General features: G+C 65.2%; 11 protein-coding genes. 3 read left to right on the top strand and 8 right to left on the bottom strand.

Annotated features, from left to right (window positions below; genetic code table 11):
• Nucleotides 1-233: 233 nt before the first annotated feature.
• The 7 genes from ABE493_RS10015 to cysD form a co-directional block, all read right to left on the bottom strand.
• Nucleotides 234-1,064: a TrmH family RNA methyltransferase gene (locus tag ABE493_RS10015; protein ID WP_346498782.1), complete on the bottom strand. Its 831-nt coding sequence runs from the start codon at nt 1,062-1,064 to the stop codon at nt 234-236.
• 15 nt (nt 1,065-1,079) lie between these two features.
• Nucleotides 1,080-2,525 (bottom strand): alanine/glycine:cation symporter family protein, encoded by a 1,446-nt coding sequence (locus tag ABE493_RS10010; protein ID WP_430980755.1) that lies wholly within the window; start codon nt 2,523-2,525, stop codon nt 1,080-1,082.
• A 147-nt stretch (nt 2,526-2,672) separates the two neighbouring features.
• Nucleotides 2,673-3,209, bottom strand: coding sequence for a GNAT family N-acetyltransferase (locus ABE493_RS10005; protein WP_346498780.1), 537 nt, complete (start codon nt 3,207-3,209; stop codon nt 2,673-2,675).
• Nucleotides 3,202-6,327 (bottom strand): efflux RND transporter permease subunit, encoded by a 3,126-nt coding sequence (locus ABE493_RS10000; RefSeq protein ID WP_346498779.1) that lies wholly within the window; start codon nt 6,325-6,327, stop codon nt 3,202-3,204. The genes ABE493_RS10005 and ABE493_RS10000 overlap by 8 nt, the downstream gene beginning before the upstream one ends.
• A complete protein-coding gene (locus ABE493_RS09995) occupies nt 6,324-7,433 on the bottom strand; it encodes an efflux RND transporter periplasmic adaptor subunit (RefSeq protein WP_346498778.1) in 1,110 nt (369 codons plus the stop codon). Before ABE493_RS09995 ends, ABE493_RS10000 begins: the two co-directional genes overlap by 4 nt.
• Before the next feature lie 301 nt (nt 7,434-7,734).
• A complete protein-coding gene (gene cysN / locus ABE493_RS09990; protein ID WP_346498777.1) occupies nt 7,735-9,612 on the bottom strand; it encodes a sulfate adenylyltransferase subunit CysN in 1,878 nt (625 codons plus the stop codon).
• Complete coding sequence (cysD, locus tag ABE493_RS09985; protein ID WP_430980753.1) at nt 9,612-10,523, bottom strand: sulfate adenylyltransferase subunit CysD; 912 nt, start codon at nt 10,521-10,523, stop codon at nt 9,612-9,614. Before cysD ends, cysN begins: the two co-directional genes overlap by 1 nt.
• 200 nt (nt 10,524-10,723) lie before the next feature.
• Between cysD and ABE493_RS09980 the strand changes: the two genes are divergently transcribed.
• The 3 genes from ABE493_RS09980 to ABE493_RS09970 all read left to right on the top strand — a co-directional run bounded on the left by ABE493_RS09980 (nt 10,724) and on the right by ABE493_RS09970 (nt 15,142).
• Entirely contained in the window at nt 10,724-12,607 is a 1,884-nt protein-coding gene (locus tag ABE493_RS09980) for an assimilatory sulfite reductase (NADPH) flavoprotein subunit (protein WP_346498775.1), read from the top strand.
• Between the two features lie 88 nt (nt 12,608-12,695).
• Nucleotides 12,696-14,414: an assimilatory sulfite reductase (NADPH) hemoprotein subunit gene (cysI, locus tag ABE493_RS09975; protein ID WP_346498785.1), complete on the top strand. Its 1,719-nt coding sequence runs from the start codon at nt 12,696-12,698 to the stop codon at nt 14,412-14,414.
• Nucleotides 14,411-15,142 (top strand): phosphoadenylyl-sulfate reductase, encoded by a 732-nt coding sequence (locus ABE493_RS09970; RefSeq protein WP_346498774.1) that lies wholly within the window; start codon nt 14,411-14,413, stop codon nt 15,140-15,142. The genes cysI and ABE493_RS09970 overlap by 4 nt, the downstream gene beginning before the upstream one ends.
• Nucleotides 15,143-15,305: 163 nt before the next feature.
• On the opposite strand, the gene ABE493_RS09965 is transcribed toward ABE493_RS09970, so the two are convergent.
• The gene (locus ABE493_RS09965) at nt 15,306-17,366 is read right to left on the bottom strand and encodes a TonB-dependent copper receptor (RefSeq protein ID WP_346498773.1); all 2,061 of its coding nucleotides are present in this window, start codon (nt 17,364-17,366) and stop codon (nt 15,306-15,308) included.
• Nucleotides 17,367-17,412: the final 46 nt, after the last annotated feature.

Here is a 17,412-nt window from a genome sequence, read left to right as displayed (position 1 = left end):
GGCAGCTTCGGCAGCGAAGCCAAGGATGTGGTGCCGCCGCGGGAGTGATTCCCCCGCAGGTGGCAACAAAGGCGCCGCAAGGCGCCTTTGTTGATTTTGATTCCTGTAGTGTCGAGCCATGCTCGGCAGGGGCTTCACCTGTAAGGCCTCTGCCGAGCATGGCTCGGCACTACCTTGCGGCTTTGGTTTTGCCGGTAGAGCTTCTGCCGAGCATGGCTCGGCACTACATGGCTTTACTTGCGGCTGCTCCAGCTGGCCAGGAATACGGCTGTTGCCGAGGCCACATTCAAGCTTTCCACCGCGCCACTGCCGGGAATCGACAGGCGCAGGTCGCAGCTCTGCGCGAAGTCACGGTCCATGCCTGCGCTTTCGGCACCCATCACGTAGACCATGCGATCAGGCAGCTCGGCGGTGAATACATTCTGGCCATCGGCAACCAGCGTCGCCGCCAGCCCAAAACCGGCATCACGCAGCTGGGCAACAGCCTGCGGCAAGGCCGGCAAGCGAACCAGCGGGACCGACTCGGCGCCGCCTTCGGCAACGCGTGCGGCAGCGCCAGACAAAGCCAGCGTCGAGTCGGCCGGCAGCAGGATCGCAGCAACACCGAAGTGCGCTGCCGAGCGCAGGATCGCGCCGAAATTGTGCGGGTTGCCTACACCGTCCAGCCACAACGCCAGCGCCGGACCGTCCTGCAGCGAGGCCAGCCAGGTCGCCAGCGGCAGCGGCTCCTGCTTCTGCACGTCAGCCACCAGGCCTTCGTGGTGGGTGGTGGCGGCCAGCTTGTTGAGGTCGCCATCGCCAACCACGCGGTAACCCACGCGGTTGGCCACGCACCACTTCAGCACCGGCTGCAGGCGCGGGATCATCTCTTCGGTCAGGTACAGCTTGCGCAGCGCCTGCGGGCGCTTGGCAAACATCGCCTGTACGGCGTTGACGCCGTACAGACGCATTTCATCACCGCCGCGTACCGGTACACCATCGCCCTCACGTGCGGCTGTCGGCGCAGCCGGGGTTGCGCGGGGTGGCCGCGAAGAAGGGCGACGGTTGTTCCAGGGATTACTCACAGCGGTTCCTTTGAATTACTTGTTTCTACGCCAGAAATCGGCATTTTTGATGCCCAGCGCATCGGGATCGAAGACCGGGTCCAGGCCCTGCTTCTTCTGCCGCTCATAGTCGGTCAGTGCAAGCATGGCAGGCTTTTGCAGGATCAGGATGGCGACCACGTTCAGCCAAGCCATCAAGCCCACGCCGATATCACCCAGCGCCCAGGCCATTTTCGCATTGTGGTAGGCGCCAAACACCACCATCGCCATGATGCCCAGACGCAGCACCAGCATCGCTGCCGGGTGGGTGCGGTTGCTGCCGGCCAGGTAGGTCAGGTTGGTTTCGGCCATGTAGTAATAGGCCATGATCGTGGTGAAGGCGAAGAAGAACAGCGCCAGCGCCACGAAACCCGCACCCCAGCCTGGCATCACCGACTCCACTGCGGCCTGGGTGAACAGGGCACCCTCGGAAGGTTGCACGCCCGGCACGCCGGTGACGATGGCCTCCAGTTTGGTCACTCCGTCCACAGTTACTTCACGGAACACGTTGTACATGCCGGTGGACAGCACCAGGAACGCGGTCGAGGTGCACACCAGCATGGTGTCGAAATAGATCGCGAAAGCCTGCACATAACCCTGCTTGGCCGGGTGCGAGACCTCGGCGGCAGCGGCGGCGTGCGGGCCGGTGCCCTGGCCGGCTTCGTTGGCGTAGATGCCGCGCTTGACGCCCCAGGCAATGGCCTGGCCGATGATGCCGCCAAAGGCCGCATGCGCGCCAAAGGCACTGGAGAAGATGTCCGCGAACATCGTCGGCACCTTGCTGGCGTTGAGCATCATCACCACGATCGCCATCAGGATGAAGCCCAGCGCCATGAACGGCACGATCACCTCGGCGAAACTGGCAATGCGCTTGACGCCGCCGAAGATGATGATGCCCAGCAGCACCGCCACGGTCAGGCCGATCCACAATTTCATGCTGGCTGCACCGCCCACCGATGCGCAGGCATCAGCACCGGTGCACAGCACGTTGACCGCGCTGTCGGCGATGGCATTGGCCTGCACGCCCGGCAGCAGGAAACCGGCGGCGATCACCGTGGCCACGGCAAAAGCAACCGCGTACCACTTCACGCCCATGGCTTTTTCGATGTAGTACGCCGGGCCACCGCGGTAACGGCCTTCGGCGTCCTTGGTCTTGTAGATCTGCGCCAGGGTCGATTCCACGTACGAGGTGGCAGCACCGAGGAAGCCCATCACCCACATCCAGAAGATCGCGCCCGGGCCGCCATAGGCAATGGCCGTGGCCACGCCAGCGATGTTGCCGATACCCATGCGCCCAGCCATCGACATGGCCAGCGCCTGGAACGAGGACACGCCCGCATCGGACTTCTCGCCACGCACGGTGAGCCGGCACATCTCGGCGAAACCCCGGATCTGCATGAAGCGGGTGCGCACACTGAACCACAGACCCGCGCCCAGACACATGAAGATGAGCGCGTTACTCCAGATGATGCCGTTGATCGATTCGACGATGGATTCCACGTAATTCCCCGGAAAGCTGAAAGGTAGCCAAAGCCCGGAATCCCGGGGCTGGCCGATTTTTCCACGATTAGCCCCGGATGTGCAGGGCCACTACGCGGATTGCAGCCAAGTCCTGATACGGGCGAAGCAGCGCATGTCGTGCAGCTGCCCGTCCTTGAACACCGATTGGCGCTCGGTGCCCTCTTCAGCGAATCCATTCTTCAGCAGCACCCGCGCCGAGGCCGGGTTGCCGGCCATCACCTGTGCGGACAGCCGCGCTAGCTCCAGCGTGTCCATCACCCACGGCACGTAAGCCCCGACCACCGTGGTCATGATGCCCTGCCCCCAATGGCGCTGGCCCAGCCAATACCCCAACGACGCCGAATGCCGGCGCTCGCCAGAGCCTTGGGTAACCCCGATACCACCGCAGGCCTGGCCATCAATGACCAGCGCAAACACCTGCCCCCGCAGGTCCAGCACCTGGCCATCAAGAAATGCCTCGCCATCGGCGCGGGTGTAGGGATAGGGAAAGCGCGTGCTCAGCCCGCGCGAGACCGCCGCGTCGTTGGCATGCTCCAGCAACGCATCCAGGTCCCCGGCCTGCCATGGGCGCAGCTGGACGCGACCGCCGAGCAGTGGCTCACGCATGGCCGCCCACCGATGGTGTATCGGCTTCCAGCCGGTTCAATTCATTGGCCACGGTTTCCGGCGACTGCGTGTACGGCGCCAGCAGCGCATAGAACGCAGGCACCACGAACAGCGACAGGAAGGTGGACACGCTGACACCGAAAATAACCACGATGCCGATGGTGGCGCGGCTGGATGAACCGGGGCCGCCGGCCACGACCAGCGGAATCGCGCCGACCACGGTGGCGATCGAGGTCATCAGGATCGGCCGCAGGCGCACCATCGACGACTCGACGATGGCCTGGTGCACACTGCGCCCTTCGTCGCGCAGCTGGTTGGCGAATTCGACGATCAGGATGCCGTTCTTGGCCGCCAGGCCGACCAGCATGACGATGCCGATCTGGCTGAACAGGTTGAGCGTGCCGCCGCTGAGGTACAGGCCGACAAACGCGCCCAGCACACCCAACGGCACGGTCAGCATGATCACCAGCGGATGGATGAAGCTTTCAAACTGCGCGGCCAATACCAGGTAGACCACCAGCAAGGCCATGGCGAAGGTCAGCAGCACCGCGCTACCCGCGCTCTGGTATTCGCGCGATTCGCCCTTCCATTCAATCTGCGCGTACTCGGGCAGTTCCTCGGCCGCCACCTGCTTGGCCCAGGCAATGGCCTCACCCAACGTATGGCCGGGTGCGACATTGGCACTGATGGTGATCGAGCGCAGGCGGTTGAAGCGATTGAGGCTGCCGGCCTCGGCCACTTCGCTGAGCGTGACCAGGTTGGACAGCGGCACCAGTTCGCCCGAACGCGCCCGCACCTGGATGGCCGACAGGTCGGCCGGCGAGGCACGTCCTTCGCGACCGGCCTGCACCAGCACGTCATATTCCTCGCCGTTGTCGACGAAGGTGGTGACGCGGCGCGAGCCCATCATGGTTTCCAGCGCACGGCCGATGTCGGTGACCGAGATGCCAAGGTCGGCCGCACGCTGGCGGTCGATGTTGACCCGCATCTGCGGCCGGGTTTCCTTGTAATCCGAGTCCGCGCCGACCAGGCCGGGATAGGCCTCCATGCGCTGCAGCAGACGGTCACGCCACTGCGCGATCTCGGCATATTCCGGGCCACCAAGCACGATCTGGAACGGTTGCCCCATGCTGCGCACCAGGCCGCCGCCGACCATCGTGCGCACGCGCACGCCGCTGAGGTCGTTCAACTCTTTCTGCAGTTCGTTGGCGACATCGCTGGTGGCCTCGCTGCGGTCACGCCACGGCTGCAGGAACACACTGATACGGCCGGTATGCATTTCCTCGCTGTTGCCCCAGCCACCGGGCACACGCGGGTTGGCGCGGACGATGGGTTCGTCTGCACCGACGAAGCGCGAGACGATCTTCTCGACCTGCTGCACCTGTTCCACGGTGTAGTCGAAGCCGGCGCCTTCCGGGCCGTCGATCATGACCTGGAACGAGCCGCGGTCCTCGGCCGGGGCCAGCTCGGAGGGAATCAGCTTGAACAAGCCCCAGCTGGCACCGAGCGCGCCCAGCATCACCAGCCCGAACACCCAGCTGCGTTGCACGTGGCGGTCCAGCACCCGCCCGTAGGCGGCCGACAACCGTTCCAGCTGACGATTGATGAACCCATGCAGCCGGCTCACCTTCTGCTCGCTATGCGGCTTGAGCAGCTTGGAGGCCATCATCGGCGTCAGCGTCAACGCGACGAAGGCCGACAAGGCCACCGCCGCCGCCAACGCCACCGCCAGTTCGCGGAACAGACGGCCGGTATTGCCTTCCAGAAAACCTACCGGCAGGAACACCGCCACCAGCACCGCGGTTGTCGCGATCACCGCGAACGCCACCTGTGCGGTACCGCGGCGCGCCGCCACCAATGGGGGTTCGCCCAGATCGATGCGGCGTTGCACGTTTTCGACCACGACAATGGCGTCATCCACCACCAGGCCGATACACAGCACCAGCGCCAACAGGGTGAACAGGTTGATCGAGAAGCCGAACGCAAACAGCGCGATGAACGCGGCAACCAGGCACACCGGCACGGTCACCGCCGGAATCAGCGCCGCGCGCAGGCTGCCCAGGAACAGCCAGATCACCACCAGCACCAGCAGCATCGCTTCAACCAGCGTGGCGTAAACGCGTTCCACTGCCGCCTCGATGAAGGTGGTGTTGTCGAAGGCGACGAATATCTGCGTGCCCTTGGGCAGGGTCTGCGCAACCCGCTCGGCCTCGGCGCGGGTGTCGCGTGCCACGTCCAGCGCGTTGGCGGTGGAGGTCTTGACGATGCCCAGGCCGATGCCCGGCTCGCCATTGCTGCGGTAATAGGCGCGGCGCTCGGACGAGGCCAGTTCAACCTTGGCCACATCGCCCAGCCGCACCACATAACCATCGGCGCCCTTGCCCAGCGGGATGCTGGCGAAATCCGCCGGCGCCACATAACTGCGCTCCACGCGCAGGGTGAAATCGCGGTCGGTCGATTCGATGCGGCCGGCCGGCAGTTCCACGTTCTCGTTGCGCAGCGCGGTTTCCACCTCGGTGACGGTCAGGCCGCGCGCGGCCAGCTGGTCACGGTCCAGCCACACCCGCATGGCATAGCGCTGGCGGCCACCGATGCGCACCTGGGCCACGCCGTCGATGCTGGAGAAACGGTCCACCACATAACGATCGGCGTAGTCGCTGAGCTCCAGCGTGTCCATCGTCGAGGAGGTCATGTTGAACCAGATGATCGGGTCGGCATCGCTCTCGACCTTGGCGATTTCCGGCGGCCGTGCCTCCTCGGGCATGCGGTCGGCAACGCGGCTGACCGCATCGCGCACGTCATTGGCGGCCGCTTCGATATCGCGATTGGCGTTGAACTCGATGCTGACCGAGGCCCGCCCATTGGTGCTGCGGGCGTTGATGGTATCGATGCCTTCGATACCGGCCAGCGCATCTTCCAGTACCTGGGTGACGCGGCTTTCGATTACCGCCGCCGAGGCGCCGGTGTAATCCACCGATACCGAGACGATGGGCGGATCAATCGCCGGCAGCTCGCGTAGGGTCAGGCGGTTGAACGACATCACGCCCAGCACCAGCAGCAGCAGGCTCATCACCACGGCCAGCACGGGCCGCTTGATCGAAAGGTCGGACAGCTTCATCCGGCGCTCGCCGTCTTGGTTGCCGCAGGCTCTGCGGCAGGCGTTGCCGGCGTGGCGGCCTTGGCCGCAGCGTCATCCTGGATGCGGATACCCGGGCGCAGCTTGCCGGTACCGTCAACCACGATGCGCTCACCGGCCTTCAGGCCTTCGATGATTTCCACCACGCCGGCACGCCGGGTGCCGGTTTTGACATCGGCGCGCTCGACGCTGTCGTCGGCCTTGACTCGGAATACGTAGGAATCGCGGCCCACCTGGACCACGGCGATCTCCGGTATCACCAGCGCGCTGCGCTCGGGGCGATACAGACGCACATCCAGCAACATGCCCGGGCGCAGCGCGTGGTCGGCATTGTCGAAATCGGCGCGCACGGTGATGGCGCGGCTGCCCGGATCGACGCGGGCATCGATGGTGCTCACCTCGCCTTCGAAACTGCGCCCCGGGTAGGCGATGCTGCTGCCGCTGACCTTGTCGCCATTCTGCAGCGAGGACAGCTGCGCCTCCGGCACCTGGAAATCGACATGCATGCGCGAGATGTCATCCAGGGTGGCGATGGCGGTGGTCGGGGTGACCAGCGAGCCCGGGCTGACCTGGCGGATCCCCAGTACGCCAGCGAATGGCGCGCGCACCTGGCGGTCGGTGATATCTACGCGCATCTGCTGCACGCGGGCTTCGGCGGCATCACGGATCGACTGCTGGGTATCCAGGGTGGAATGCGCAACCAGCTGCTGCGCAGCCAGTTCACGCTGGCGCTTGTACAGGCGGTCAGCCTCGGAGAAGGTGGCCTGGGCCTGGGCCAGCGCGGCCTGCTGGGCCTGGCCGCGCAGGGTCACCAGCGGCGCACCGGTGGCGACCTGCTGGCCGCTTTCGAAGTGCACCTTGTCGATGATCTCGCTGACCTTGGCAGTGACGATGATCGATTCACGCGCCTTGGCGGTGCCGTTGGCCTGCAGCGAATCGCTCCAGGGCGCGGCTTCGACGATCTGGGTGGTGACCAGCACCGCGCCGGCAGCTTGCCGGGGCGCCTCGGCGTTCTTGCGGTTGCATCCGGCCAGCGCCAGCGCCAAGACAGTGCCACCGACAACGGTGACGGCAAATCGCGCGAACATACACAGTCCCATCTGATACACGATCAAGCAGTCTAGCGATGCCAGATGACGGCCGGATGTGCCGTTAGGGGGGTACTGTGCGTTTTGTGGGATTGCTGGCTTGTTGTAGGAGCGGCGTCAGCCGCGAAGCTCATAACGCCCGAAAGGCCGCAAAGCTTACCCCTCCCCAACCCTCCCCTCCGCCTTCGGCGCAAGGGAGGGGGTTGAAGCTGCAATTGCAGATGAATCCGGGGCTTATGGTGTTGTGGCTTCGCGGCTTACGCCGCTCCTACAACCTCGCAACCAAACCCCGCGACAAATCTCAGCGCAGCGCCTGCAACACCTGCTCCACCATCTCCGGCACGCTGTCCGTGTCGGCGCGCAGGTGCAGCTCCGGGGTTTCCGGGGCTTCGTAGGGCGAATCAATACCGGTGAAGTTGGGAATCTGCCCGGCACGGGCCTTGCGGTACAGGCCCTTCACATCGCGTGCTTCAGCCACTTGCAGCGGCACATCGACGAAGACTTCGATGAATTCACCGTCGTCGAAGCGCTCACGTGCCATCTGCCGCTCGGCGCGGAACGGCGAGATGAAGCTGACCAGCACCACCAGCCCGGCATCGGCCATCAGCCGTGCCACTTCGGCCACACGGCGGATGTTTTCCACACGGTCCTCGTCGGTGAAGCCCAGGTCGCGGTTCAAACCGTGGCGGACGTTGTCGCCATCCAGCAGGAAGGTATGCACACCCTGCGCATGCAGACGCTTCTCGACCTGGTTGGCGACGGTGGACTTGCCCGCGCCCGACAGGCCGGTAAACCACAGCACCTTGGGCTGCTGGCCCTTGATCCGCGCCCGTGCGGCCTTGTCCACGTCCAGATGCTGCCAATGCACGTTGCCGGCACGGCGCAGGGCGAAATCCAGGGTGCCGGCGCCGACCGTGGCATTGCTCTGCCGGTCGATCAGGATGAAGCCGCCCAGCGCGCGGTTCTGCGCATAAGGGGCAAAGGCCACCGGTTCATCCAGCGACAGGTTGCAGTAACCCACCTCGTTGAGTTCGAGGCGTTTGGCCGCCAGCCGCTCCTGCGTATTCACATCGACGCGGTGCTTGATCTCGCTGATGTTGGCGGCCACGGTGCGGCTGCCAATCTGCAGCCAATACGGCCGGCCCGGCAGCAGCGCGGCATCGTCCATCCAAAGCACATGAGCGGCGAACTGATCGGCCACTTCCGGCGGGTCGCCGGCTGCGGCGATCACGTCACCACGGCTGACATCCACTTCATCGTCCAGGGTCAGCGTCACTGCCTGCCCGGTCGAAGCAATGGCCAGCGGACCATCCGGGCCCAGCACCTGCTTGACCGTGGAGCGACGCGCCGACGGCAGCACGACTACTTCGTCACCCACGCGGACCTGACCAGCAGCAATGGTGCCGGCAAAACCGCGGAAATCCTGGTTCGGCCGATTGACCCACTGCACCGGCAGCCGCAGCCCGCTGGCGACGTCGTGCGCACTCAGCTCGACCGTATCCAGGTGCTCGATAAGGCTGGGGCCGGCATACCAGGGCATCGCCGCCGAGCGCGTGGACAGGTTCTGTCCTTCCAGCGCCGACAACGGAATCGCCTGCACGTTGGCAATACCCAGCTGTGCCGCAAGCGCCAGGTAGTCGGCGACGATGCGCTCGAATACGGACTGGTCGTAATCGACCAGATCCATCTTGTTCACCGCCAGCACCACCTGGCCGATGCCGAGCAGCGAAATGATGTAGCTGTGCCTATGGGTCTGCGTCAGCAGGCCTTTGCGCGCATCCACCAGCACCACCGCCAGATCGGCGGTCGAAGCGCCGGTGGCCATGTTGCGGGTGTACTGCTCATGCCCCGGGCAGTCGGCAACGATGTATTTGCGACGGTCGGTATCGAAGTAACGGTAGGCCACATCGATGGTGATGCCCTGCTCGCGCTCGGCAGCCAGCCCGTCCAGCAGCAGCGCGTAATCGATGCGCTCGCCCTGGGTGCCGTGGCGGCGGCTGTCTGCCTCCAGCGCGGACAACTGGTCGTCGAACAGACGCTTGCTTTCATACAGCAGGCGCCCGATCAGGGTGCTCTTGCCATCATCGACGCTGCCGCAGGTGATGAAACGCAGCAGCGGCTTGGTTTCGTGGGTCTTGAGGTAGGCAGCGATGTCGGAAGAAGTGGTCACGGCGCTCATCAGAAATACCCCTCCAACTTCTTCTTCTCCATCGAGGCGGACTGGTCGTGATCAATCAGCCGGCCCTGCCGCTCGGAACTGGTGGACACCAGCATCTCGGCGATGATCTTCTCCAGCGTATCTGCTTCGGATTCAATCGCACCGGTCAGCGGATAGCACCCCAAGGTGCGGAAACGCACCTTGCGCAGCTGCGGTACCTCGCCCGGATGCAGCGGCAGGCGGTCATCGTCAACCATGATCAGGCTGCCATCGCGCTCGACGACGGGTCGCTCAGCGGCGAGGTATAGCGGCACCACCGGGATTTTCTCGCGATAGATATAGAGCCAGATATCCAGCTCGGTCCAATTGGACAGCGGGAATACGCGCACGCTCTCACCCTGATGGATGCGCGCGTTGTACAGGTTCCACAATTCGGGCCGCTGGTTCTTCGGGTCCCAGCGGTGGCGGTCGTTGCGGAACGAGAACACCCGCTCCTTGGCGCGTGATTTTTCTTCATCGCGGCGTGCACCGCCAATGGCCGCATCGAACTTCCACTTGTCCAGCGCCTGTTTCAGGCCCTGGGTCTTCATCACATCGGTATGCACGCTGGGGCCGTGGCTGATCGGGCCAATGTCGCGGGCAACGCCGTCCGGGTTGATATGCACCCGCAGCTCGGTGCCGGTTTCGGCGACGCGGCGGTCACGGAAGGCGATCATCTCGCCGAACTTCCAGCGCGTGTCCACATGCAGCAACGGAATCGGCGGCACGCCCGGCGCGAACGCCTTCAGCAACAGGTGCAGCAGCACCGAGCTGTCCTTGCCCACCGAGTACATCAGCACCGGGTTGTCAAAGGCGGCGGCGACTTCACGCAGGATATGGATGCTCTCCGCTTCCAGGCGGTCGAGGTGTGACAGGGATGCAGTGACGGTCATTGCGTGCCGAATCAAGGAGGCGGGGCCCGAGGGCAAGGGTAGCAGCGAAGCCGGGCGAGGCTCCGGACTGTTCGCCGAGTGTGGAGGGGTCACCGCGCCGATTGAAATAAACGCAAGGCATGAAGCGATAACCGCTGCTCCTTTCCCCTGATGGCAGGCTGTACCTAGCATCGGTCATCCCTACCCAGACCGGAATGGAAATGACCGCCGCCGCCACCGTGCCACCCAGCCCCTTGCCCGAAGACCGCAGGGTCCTGCTGTCGCAACTGGTAGCCGGTCTGGATGGCAACAGCCTGTGGTGGCTGTCCGGGTTTGCCGCCGGGTTGGCGCAGGGTACCTCTCCCACTGCTCTTACCGTCATCTCCGGCGGCCAAGCCGCGCAGCCAGCGCAGGCCCGTTTGACCGTGGTTTATGGCAGCCAGACCGGCAACGCCCGGCGCGCCGCCGAGCAACTGGCTGCCGAGGCCGAAGCCGCCGGCCTGCCGGTGCGGGTAGTCCGCGCCGATGCCTACGCCACCCGCGAGCTGGTCAACGAGCGCCTGCTCTATATCGTGATCAGCACCCAGGGCGAGGGCGATCCCCCGGACGACGCCATCGGCCTGGTCGAATTCATCGCCGGCAAGCGCGCCCCCAAGCTGCCGGAGCTGAAGTACGCCGTGCTCGGCCTGGGCGACTCCAGCTATGTGGAGTTCTGCGGCATCGCCCGCAAGCTGGACACCCGCCTGGCCGAGTTGGGCGCTACCCGCCTGCAGGCGGTCGGCGAGGCCGATCTGGACATCGACAGCGTGGTCACGCCGTGGCGCGCCCAGGCGCTGAGCAACGCCCGCACGGTGATCGGCGAAAACATCACCGCCCTGCCCAGCAATGTCACGCCGCTGCGCCATGCCGGCGCCTGGACCGCCCAGCATCCGTTCACCGCCGAGCTGCTGTCGCGGCAGGTCATCAGCGGCCGCGACTTCAAGGGGCCGGCGTATGCCCGCTACGGCATCGCCGCCAAGTCCGTGCAACACCTTGAGCTGTCGCTGGAAGGCAGCGGCCTGCACTACGAACCTGGCGATGCGTTGGGTATTGTGCACCGCAACCCGGCCGAACTGGTCGAAGCGGTACTCGACGTCACCGGGCTTGATGGCGCGCTGCAGATTGAACACGACGGCCACCAGCGCTCCTTGAGCCAGTGGCTGGGCGAACACCGTGAGCTGACCCGCATCTCGCGCCCGCTGCTGGCCGCCGTGGCTGAGCGCAGCGCGCATCCGGAGCTCGCACGGCTGCTGGATCCGGCGCAGAAGAGCGACCTGGCCGCTGTGTTCGAAAACCACCAACTGGTCGATGTGCTGCGCCGCTGGCCGGCCGAATGGAATGCCCAGGACCTGCTCGGTACGTTGCGTCCTGCCACCCAGCGCCTGTACTCGATCGCCTCCAGCCGCAAGCGCGTAGGCGAGGAAGTGCACCTCACCGTCGATGAACTGCGCTACCACGCCCATGGCAGCGAGCACATCGGCGCGGCCAGCGGCTTCCTCACCGCCCTGGAAGAAGGCGCGCAGCTGCCGGTGTATGTGGAAGCCAACGAGCGCTTCCGGGTGCCTGCCGACAGCAGCCGCGACATCATCATGATCGGGCCAGGCACCGGCGTCGCCCCGTTCCGGGGTTTCGTGCAGGAACGCGCCGAGATCGGCGCCAGCGGCCGCAACTGGCTGTTCTTCGGCGCACGCCATTTCAACACCGATTTTCTCTATCAGAGCGAATGGCAGGACGCGCTGCGGCGCAAGGAACTGCATCGCCTGGATCTGGCCTTCTCCCGCGATCAAGTTGAACCCCCGCACACGGATGTGCGGGCTGTTGCGAGGGACTCGCGTAACGACAAGATCTATGTGCAGCAGCGCCTGCGTACGCGCGGCCGTGATCTCTACGACTGGCTGCAGAACGGTGCGCATCTTTATGTGTGCGGCGCCATTGCGATGGGCAAGGACGTGCATGCAGCGCTGCTGGATGTACTGCGCGAACACGGGGGGCTGGATGAAGACGATGCCCGCGACTATCTGACGCGACTGCACACGGAGGGGCGCTATGGACGGGATGTGTATTGAGTGTTGTTGGCCCGCTGCTGCGGCCTGATGCAGCAACGGCTTAGCGGCTGACGCCGCTCCCACAAACCAGTGCACCCACACACTCCAGATAGCGAACGCAATGAGCACCCACTCCGTTGAAAACATAAAGGCCGACAGCAACCGCCTGCGCGGCTCCCTGCTGGAAAGCCTGGCCGACCCCGTCACCGGCGCCCTGCGCGAAGACGACCAGACCCTGATCAAGTACCACGGCAGCTACCAACAGGATGACCGCGACGTGCGCGACGAGCGCCGCCGGCAGAAGCTGGAACCGGCCTACCAGTTCATGATCCGCACCCGCACCCCCGGCGGCGTGATCAGCCCGCAGCAGTGGCTCAAGCTCGATGCCATCGCCACCCGCTTCGGCAACCATTCGCTGCGCATCACCACCCGCCAGGCCTTCCAGTTCCACGGCGTGATCAAGCGCGAGCTGAAGGCGACGATGCAGGCCATCAATGCCGCGCTGATTGACACCCTGGCCGCCTGCGGCGACGTCAACCGCAACGTGCTGGTCGCCGCCAACCCGTTGCTGTCCAGCGCGCATGCCACGCTGTACGCCGATGCCGCACGCACTTCCGAGCACCTGCTGCCCAATACCCGCGCCTACTACGAAATCTGGCTGGACGAAGAGCGCGTGGCCAGCAGCGGTGCCGAAGAAGAGCCGATCTACGGCGCACGCTACCTGCCGCGCAAGTTCAAGATCGGCTTTGCATTGCCGCCGCTCAATGACGTGGACGTCTACGCCAATGACCTGGGTTTCATCGGCGTACTCGATGATGCCGGCGAACTGCTCGGCTATGACGTGACGATCGGCGGCGGCATGGGCGCCACCCACGGCGATGCCGAGACCTACCCGCGCATTGCCAACAGCGTCGGTTTCATTGCACGCGATGCGCTGCTTGATGTCGCCACCGCGGTGGTTACCACCCAGCGCGATCTGGGCAACCGCGAGCTGCGCAAGCGCGCCCGCTTCAAATACACCATCGATGACCACGGTCTGGACACCGTGGTTGCCGAAATCGAACGCCGCGCTGGCACCCGCTTCGCGCCTTCGCGCGCGGCCGCCTTCGCCCACAACGGCGACCGCTACGGCTGGGTCGAAGGCGACGATGGCCGTTGGCACCTGACCCTGTCGCTGCAGGCCGGCCGCATCGCCGACCTGCCCGGCGCACCGCACCTCACCGCCCTGCGCGAGATCGCCCGCATCCTTGAAGGCGAGTTCCGCATGACCGGCAACCAGAACCTGGTGATCGCCGGCGTGGCGGCCGCACAACGCGCGCAGATCGACGCCATCGTGCACAGCGCCGGCCTGGATGCGGGCAACCGCGCGCCGACCGCATTGGCCCGTGCCGCCATGGCCTGCGTGGCATTGCCCACCTGCGGCCTGGCCATGGCCGAGGCCGAACGCTACCTGCCGGAGTTCAGCGCCAAGCTGCAGCCCTTGCTGGAGCAGCACGGCCTGGCCGAAGCGCCGATCCTGCTGCGCATCTCCGGCTGCCCCAATGGCTGCTCGCGTCCGTATCTGGGCGAGATCGCCCTGGTCGGCAAGGCACCGGGCCGTTACAACCTGATGCTTGGCGCGGACCATCGCGGCCAGCGCTTGAACACGCTGTACCGCGAAAACATCAGCGAACCGGACATCCTGGCCGCACTGGAACCGCTGTTCGCCCGCTATGCCGGCGAGCGCGATGCCGAGGAAGGCTTCGGTGACTTCCTGTACCGCAGCGGCATCGTAGCCCTGCCGCCCTACCCCACCCACCGCCAGATTTCCGTGGAACTGCAAGCATGAGCGCCCTGCCCAAGACATCGAACCCCGCCCCGGCAAGCCTGCCGGAGGATCTGGGCCAGCTCAATACGCTGCTCGACGCCATGGATGCGCAGCAGCGTGTGGCATGGGCGCTGGAAAACGCACCCGGCGCGCATGTGCTGTCGTCGAGCTTTGGCGCGCAGTCGGCGGTGACTTTGCACCTGCTCAGCAGCCAGCGCCCGGACATTCCGGTGATCCTGGTCGATACCGGCTATCTGTTCCCGGAAACCTACCGCTTCGCCGACGAACTGACCGACCGGCTCAAGCTCAACCTCAAGGTGTACCGACCGCAGGTCAGCCGCGCATGGATGGAGGCCCGCCATGGCCGCCTGTGGGAACAGGGCGTGGTCGGCATCGAGCAGTACAACAACCTGCGCAAGGTTGAACCGATGAAGCGTGCCCTGGACGACCTGCAGGTGGGCACCTGGTTCACCGGCCTGCGCCGCAGCCAGTCCGCCAGCCGCGCCAGCACACCGGTGCTGCAGCGGCGCGGCGAGCGCTACAAGGTCAACCCGATTGCCGACTGGAACGACCGCGACGTGTGGAATTACCTGCAGCAGCACCAGCTGCCCTATCACCCGCTATGGGAGCAGGGTTACGTATCGATCGGTGACTTCCACACCACCCGCCGCTGGGAACCGGGCATGCGCGAGGAAGACACCCGCTTCTTCGGCCTGAAGCGCGAGTGCGGCCTGCACGAAGAGATCTGAGTCTGCGCAGGCTTGTGTGGGAGCGGCGTGAGCCGCGAAGCTATTGCTGCATCAGGTCATGCGTGCAATGCAATCTAGATGACCAGCTTCGCGGCTTACGCCGCTCCCACAACAGCACTGCGGCAATCTCGACGCCCGCCTCACCGAGGCGGGCGTCGTTGTCTCAGTACCGGTAATCCAGCTTCAACCAGAACGAGCGCCCCGGCTCGTTGATACGCACCGGATCGGCAGGAAAACCAAAATCCGCACTGCCGGCCAGATTCAGATGTTCGGCATAGGCGCGATCAAACAGATTGTCCACGCCCACGCTGGCACGCAGCCCATCATTGATCCGATACGCGCCATTGAGTGACAAGGTGGCAAAGCCCGCACTCGGGCCCAGATCACGCGCCACCACATTGCCTTCGTCCTGCGCCACCCGGCTCTGCCGGCTGGCCACGCGCAGCAAAGCGCCGGCAGACCAGCGGGCCTGCTCATAGGCCGCGGAGAAGCGCCCTTCCAACGGCGGGATCTGCGGCAGCGGGCGGTGTTCGCTGCGGTTCTCGCCCCACGCATAAGCCAGGGTGCTGCCAAGCTTCCACGCCTGCGCCGGACGCCATTCCAGACCTGCTTCGGCACCGGCAATGCGGGCATCCACATTGCGCGCCTGGGTGCTGCTGCCCATCATGCCGCCGCTGCGGTACTGGAACAGGATGTAGTCCTGCAGCCGCCCGGCATAGGCCGATACCCAGGCGTCGAGTTTTTCGCTGCGGAACTGCAAGCCCAGATCGAGCTGGGTGGTTTTCTCCGGCTTCACCCCGGTGAAGGCGTTGACGCTGCCCGCCGGGCCCGCATTGGCTGAGAACAGCTCCCAGTAATCGGGCATGCGTTCGCTGTGACCGACACCGACATACCAGGTCCACGCCTGGCCATGATCCCGCTCGTAGCGCAGGAAGCCACTGCCAAGATTCTCCTTGCGTTTTTGCCCGGCGGTGGGATTGGGCATGTTCATCATGCCGGTGGTCGCGCGCCGGTCCTTGGCCTGCGCCTTGTCCACACGCAGGCCGCCGATCCAGCGCTGCGCGGTGCCTTCCCCCAGGGTCAGCTCGCTGAAAAGCCCCTGGCTGCTGAAGTCGGCATCCCGCTTCCAGGGCGATTGCCGCCATGTACCGCGACCCATGCCATTGCGGCTGCGGTGGCGGCTGTCCTGCGCATCCACGCCGGCAACGATGGCCACATCCTGCCAACGCCACTCACTGCTGACGCGGCCGCCGGTGGTTCGCCGCTCCACGTTCGACGCCATCGGCATCGGCATGCTGCTGGCCGGATTTGGCGTGCGCAGCGTGTAGTTGTCCATCAGGTGATCGGCGTTGTTGTAATACAGATTGGCCTGCAGCTTGTCCCACGCACCGGGCAGGTTGTCGCGTTCAAATCGCAGCCCGTAACTGTCACGCTTGAACGCGGCACCATCCATGCCACGGCCGGCATAGCGGGCGATGGCGTCGCCGCGGCCGGCGCTGAGCTCCACCACCGTATCGGCGTCCGGCGTCCAGCCGATGGCGGCATCGGTATTCCACTTACGCCAACGCGAGGGCACCACATCGCCATTGCCATCGCGGTAGTCGTCGGACTCGGAGCGGTTGCCGTTGACCCGCACATAGCCCGGCGTGCTGCCAAAGCTGGCGTCCAGCATCTGGTCGTTGCGGTTGTTGGAGCCGCCCAGTGCGCTGGCTTTCAGCTCCATGCCGGGGCTGTCGAAACGCGGTGTCTCGCGCTCGAAACGTACCGTACCGGCAGACGCGCCCGGCCCCCAACGCACGCTCTGCGGGCCCTTGATGACGGTCAAACGGTCATAGGTTTCCGGTGCGATATAGGACAGCGGATTGTCCATCCGCGACGGGCAGGCACCGATCAGATTGCCGTCATTGCTGAGAATGTTCAGCCGTGAGCCGGACAGGCCGCGCAGCACCGGATCACCATTGGTGCCGCCGTTGCGGATGGCCGAGAAGCCGGGCACGGTCTTCAGGTAATCGGCGCCATCACTGGCCGGCACCGGTTGTCGCGGCAGGCGCGGATCGGTCACCCATTGCAGCGGCGAGGACGGCGCTGCGGCGGTGACTACGAGGGTATCCAGGGTTCTGGTCAGATCACGCTCGGCGGCATGCGCCAGCTGCGGAAACAAGGCGATACAGACACAGACAGACAGGCATGCCGGTGCACCCGGCATACGGGAAAGGGATTTCATGCAGTTCTCCAATACGACACGACCACGCGCTGCCCGAGGGCTGCGC

The organism is Stenotrophomonas terrae (assembly GCF_039674165.1).
Taxonomy (GTDB): domain Bacteria; phylum Pseudomonadota; class Gammaproteobacteria; order Xanthomonadales; family Xanthomonadaceae; genus Stenotrophomonas; species Stenotrophomonas terrae_A.
Note: the sequence above shows the minus strand (reverse complement) of the source record. Positions and strands in the feature narration are given on the sequence as shown.

Excerpts from the sequence above, each read along its gene's own strand:
- ABE493_RS09980 (WP_346498775.1), top strand. The coding sequence starts at position 10,724 with ATGACCGCCGCCGCCACCGTGCCACCCAGCCCCTTGCCCGAAGACCGC.
- ABE493_RS10000 (WP_346498779.1), bottom strand. The coding sequence starts at position 6,327 with ATGAAGCTGTCCGACCTTTCGATCAAGCGGCCCGTGCTGGCCGTGGTG.
- ABE493_RS09970 (WP_346498774.1), top strand. The coding sequence starts at position 14,411 with ATGAGCGCCCTGCCCAAGACATCGAACCCCGCCCCGGCAAGCCTGCCG.
- ABE493_RS09995 (WP_346498778.1), bottom strand. The coding sequence starts at position 7,433 with ATGTTCGCGCGATTTGCCGTCACCGTTGTCGGTGGCACTGTCTTGGCG.
- ABE493_RS10005 (WP_346498780.1), bottom strand. The coding sequence starts at position 3,209 with ATGCGTGAGCCACTGCTCGGCGGTCGCGTCCAGCTGCGCCCATGGCAG.
- ABE493_RS09965 (WP_346498773.1), bottom strand. The coding sequence starts at position 17,366 with ATGAAATCCCTTTCCCGTATGCCGGGTGCACCGGCATGCCTGTCTGTC.
- ABE493_RS10010 (WP_430980755.1), bottom strand. The coding sequence starts at position 2,525 with ATGTGTCTGGGCGCGGGTCTGTGGTTCAGTGTGCGCACCCGCTTCATG.
- cysD (WP_430980753.1), bottom strand. The coding sequence starts at position 10,523 with ATGACCGTCACTGCATCCCTGTCACACCTCGACCGCCTGGAAGCGGAG.
- cysN (WP_346498777.1), bottom strand. The coding sequence starts at position 9,612 with ATGAGCGCCGTGACCACTTCTTCCGACATCGCTGCCTACCTCAAGACC.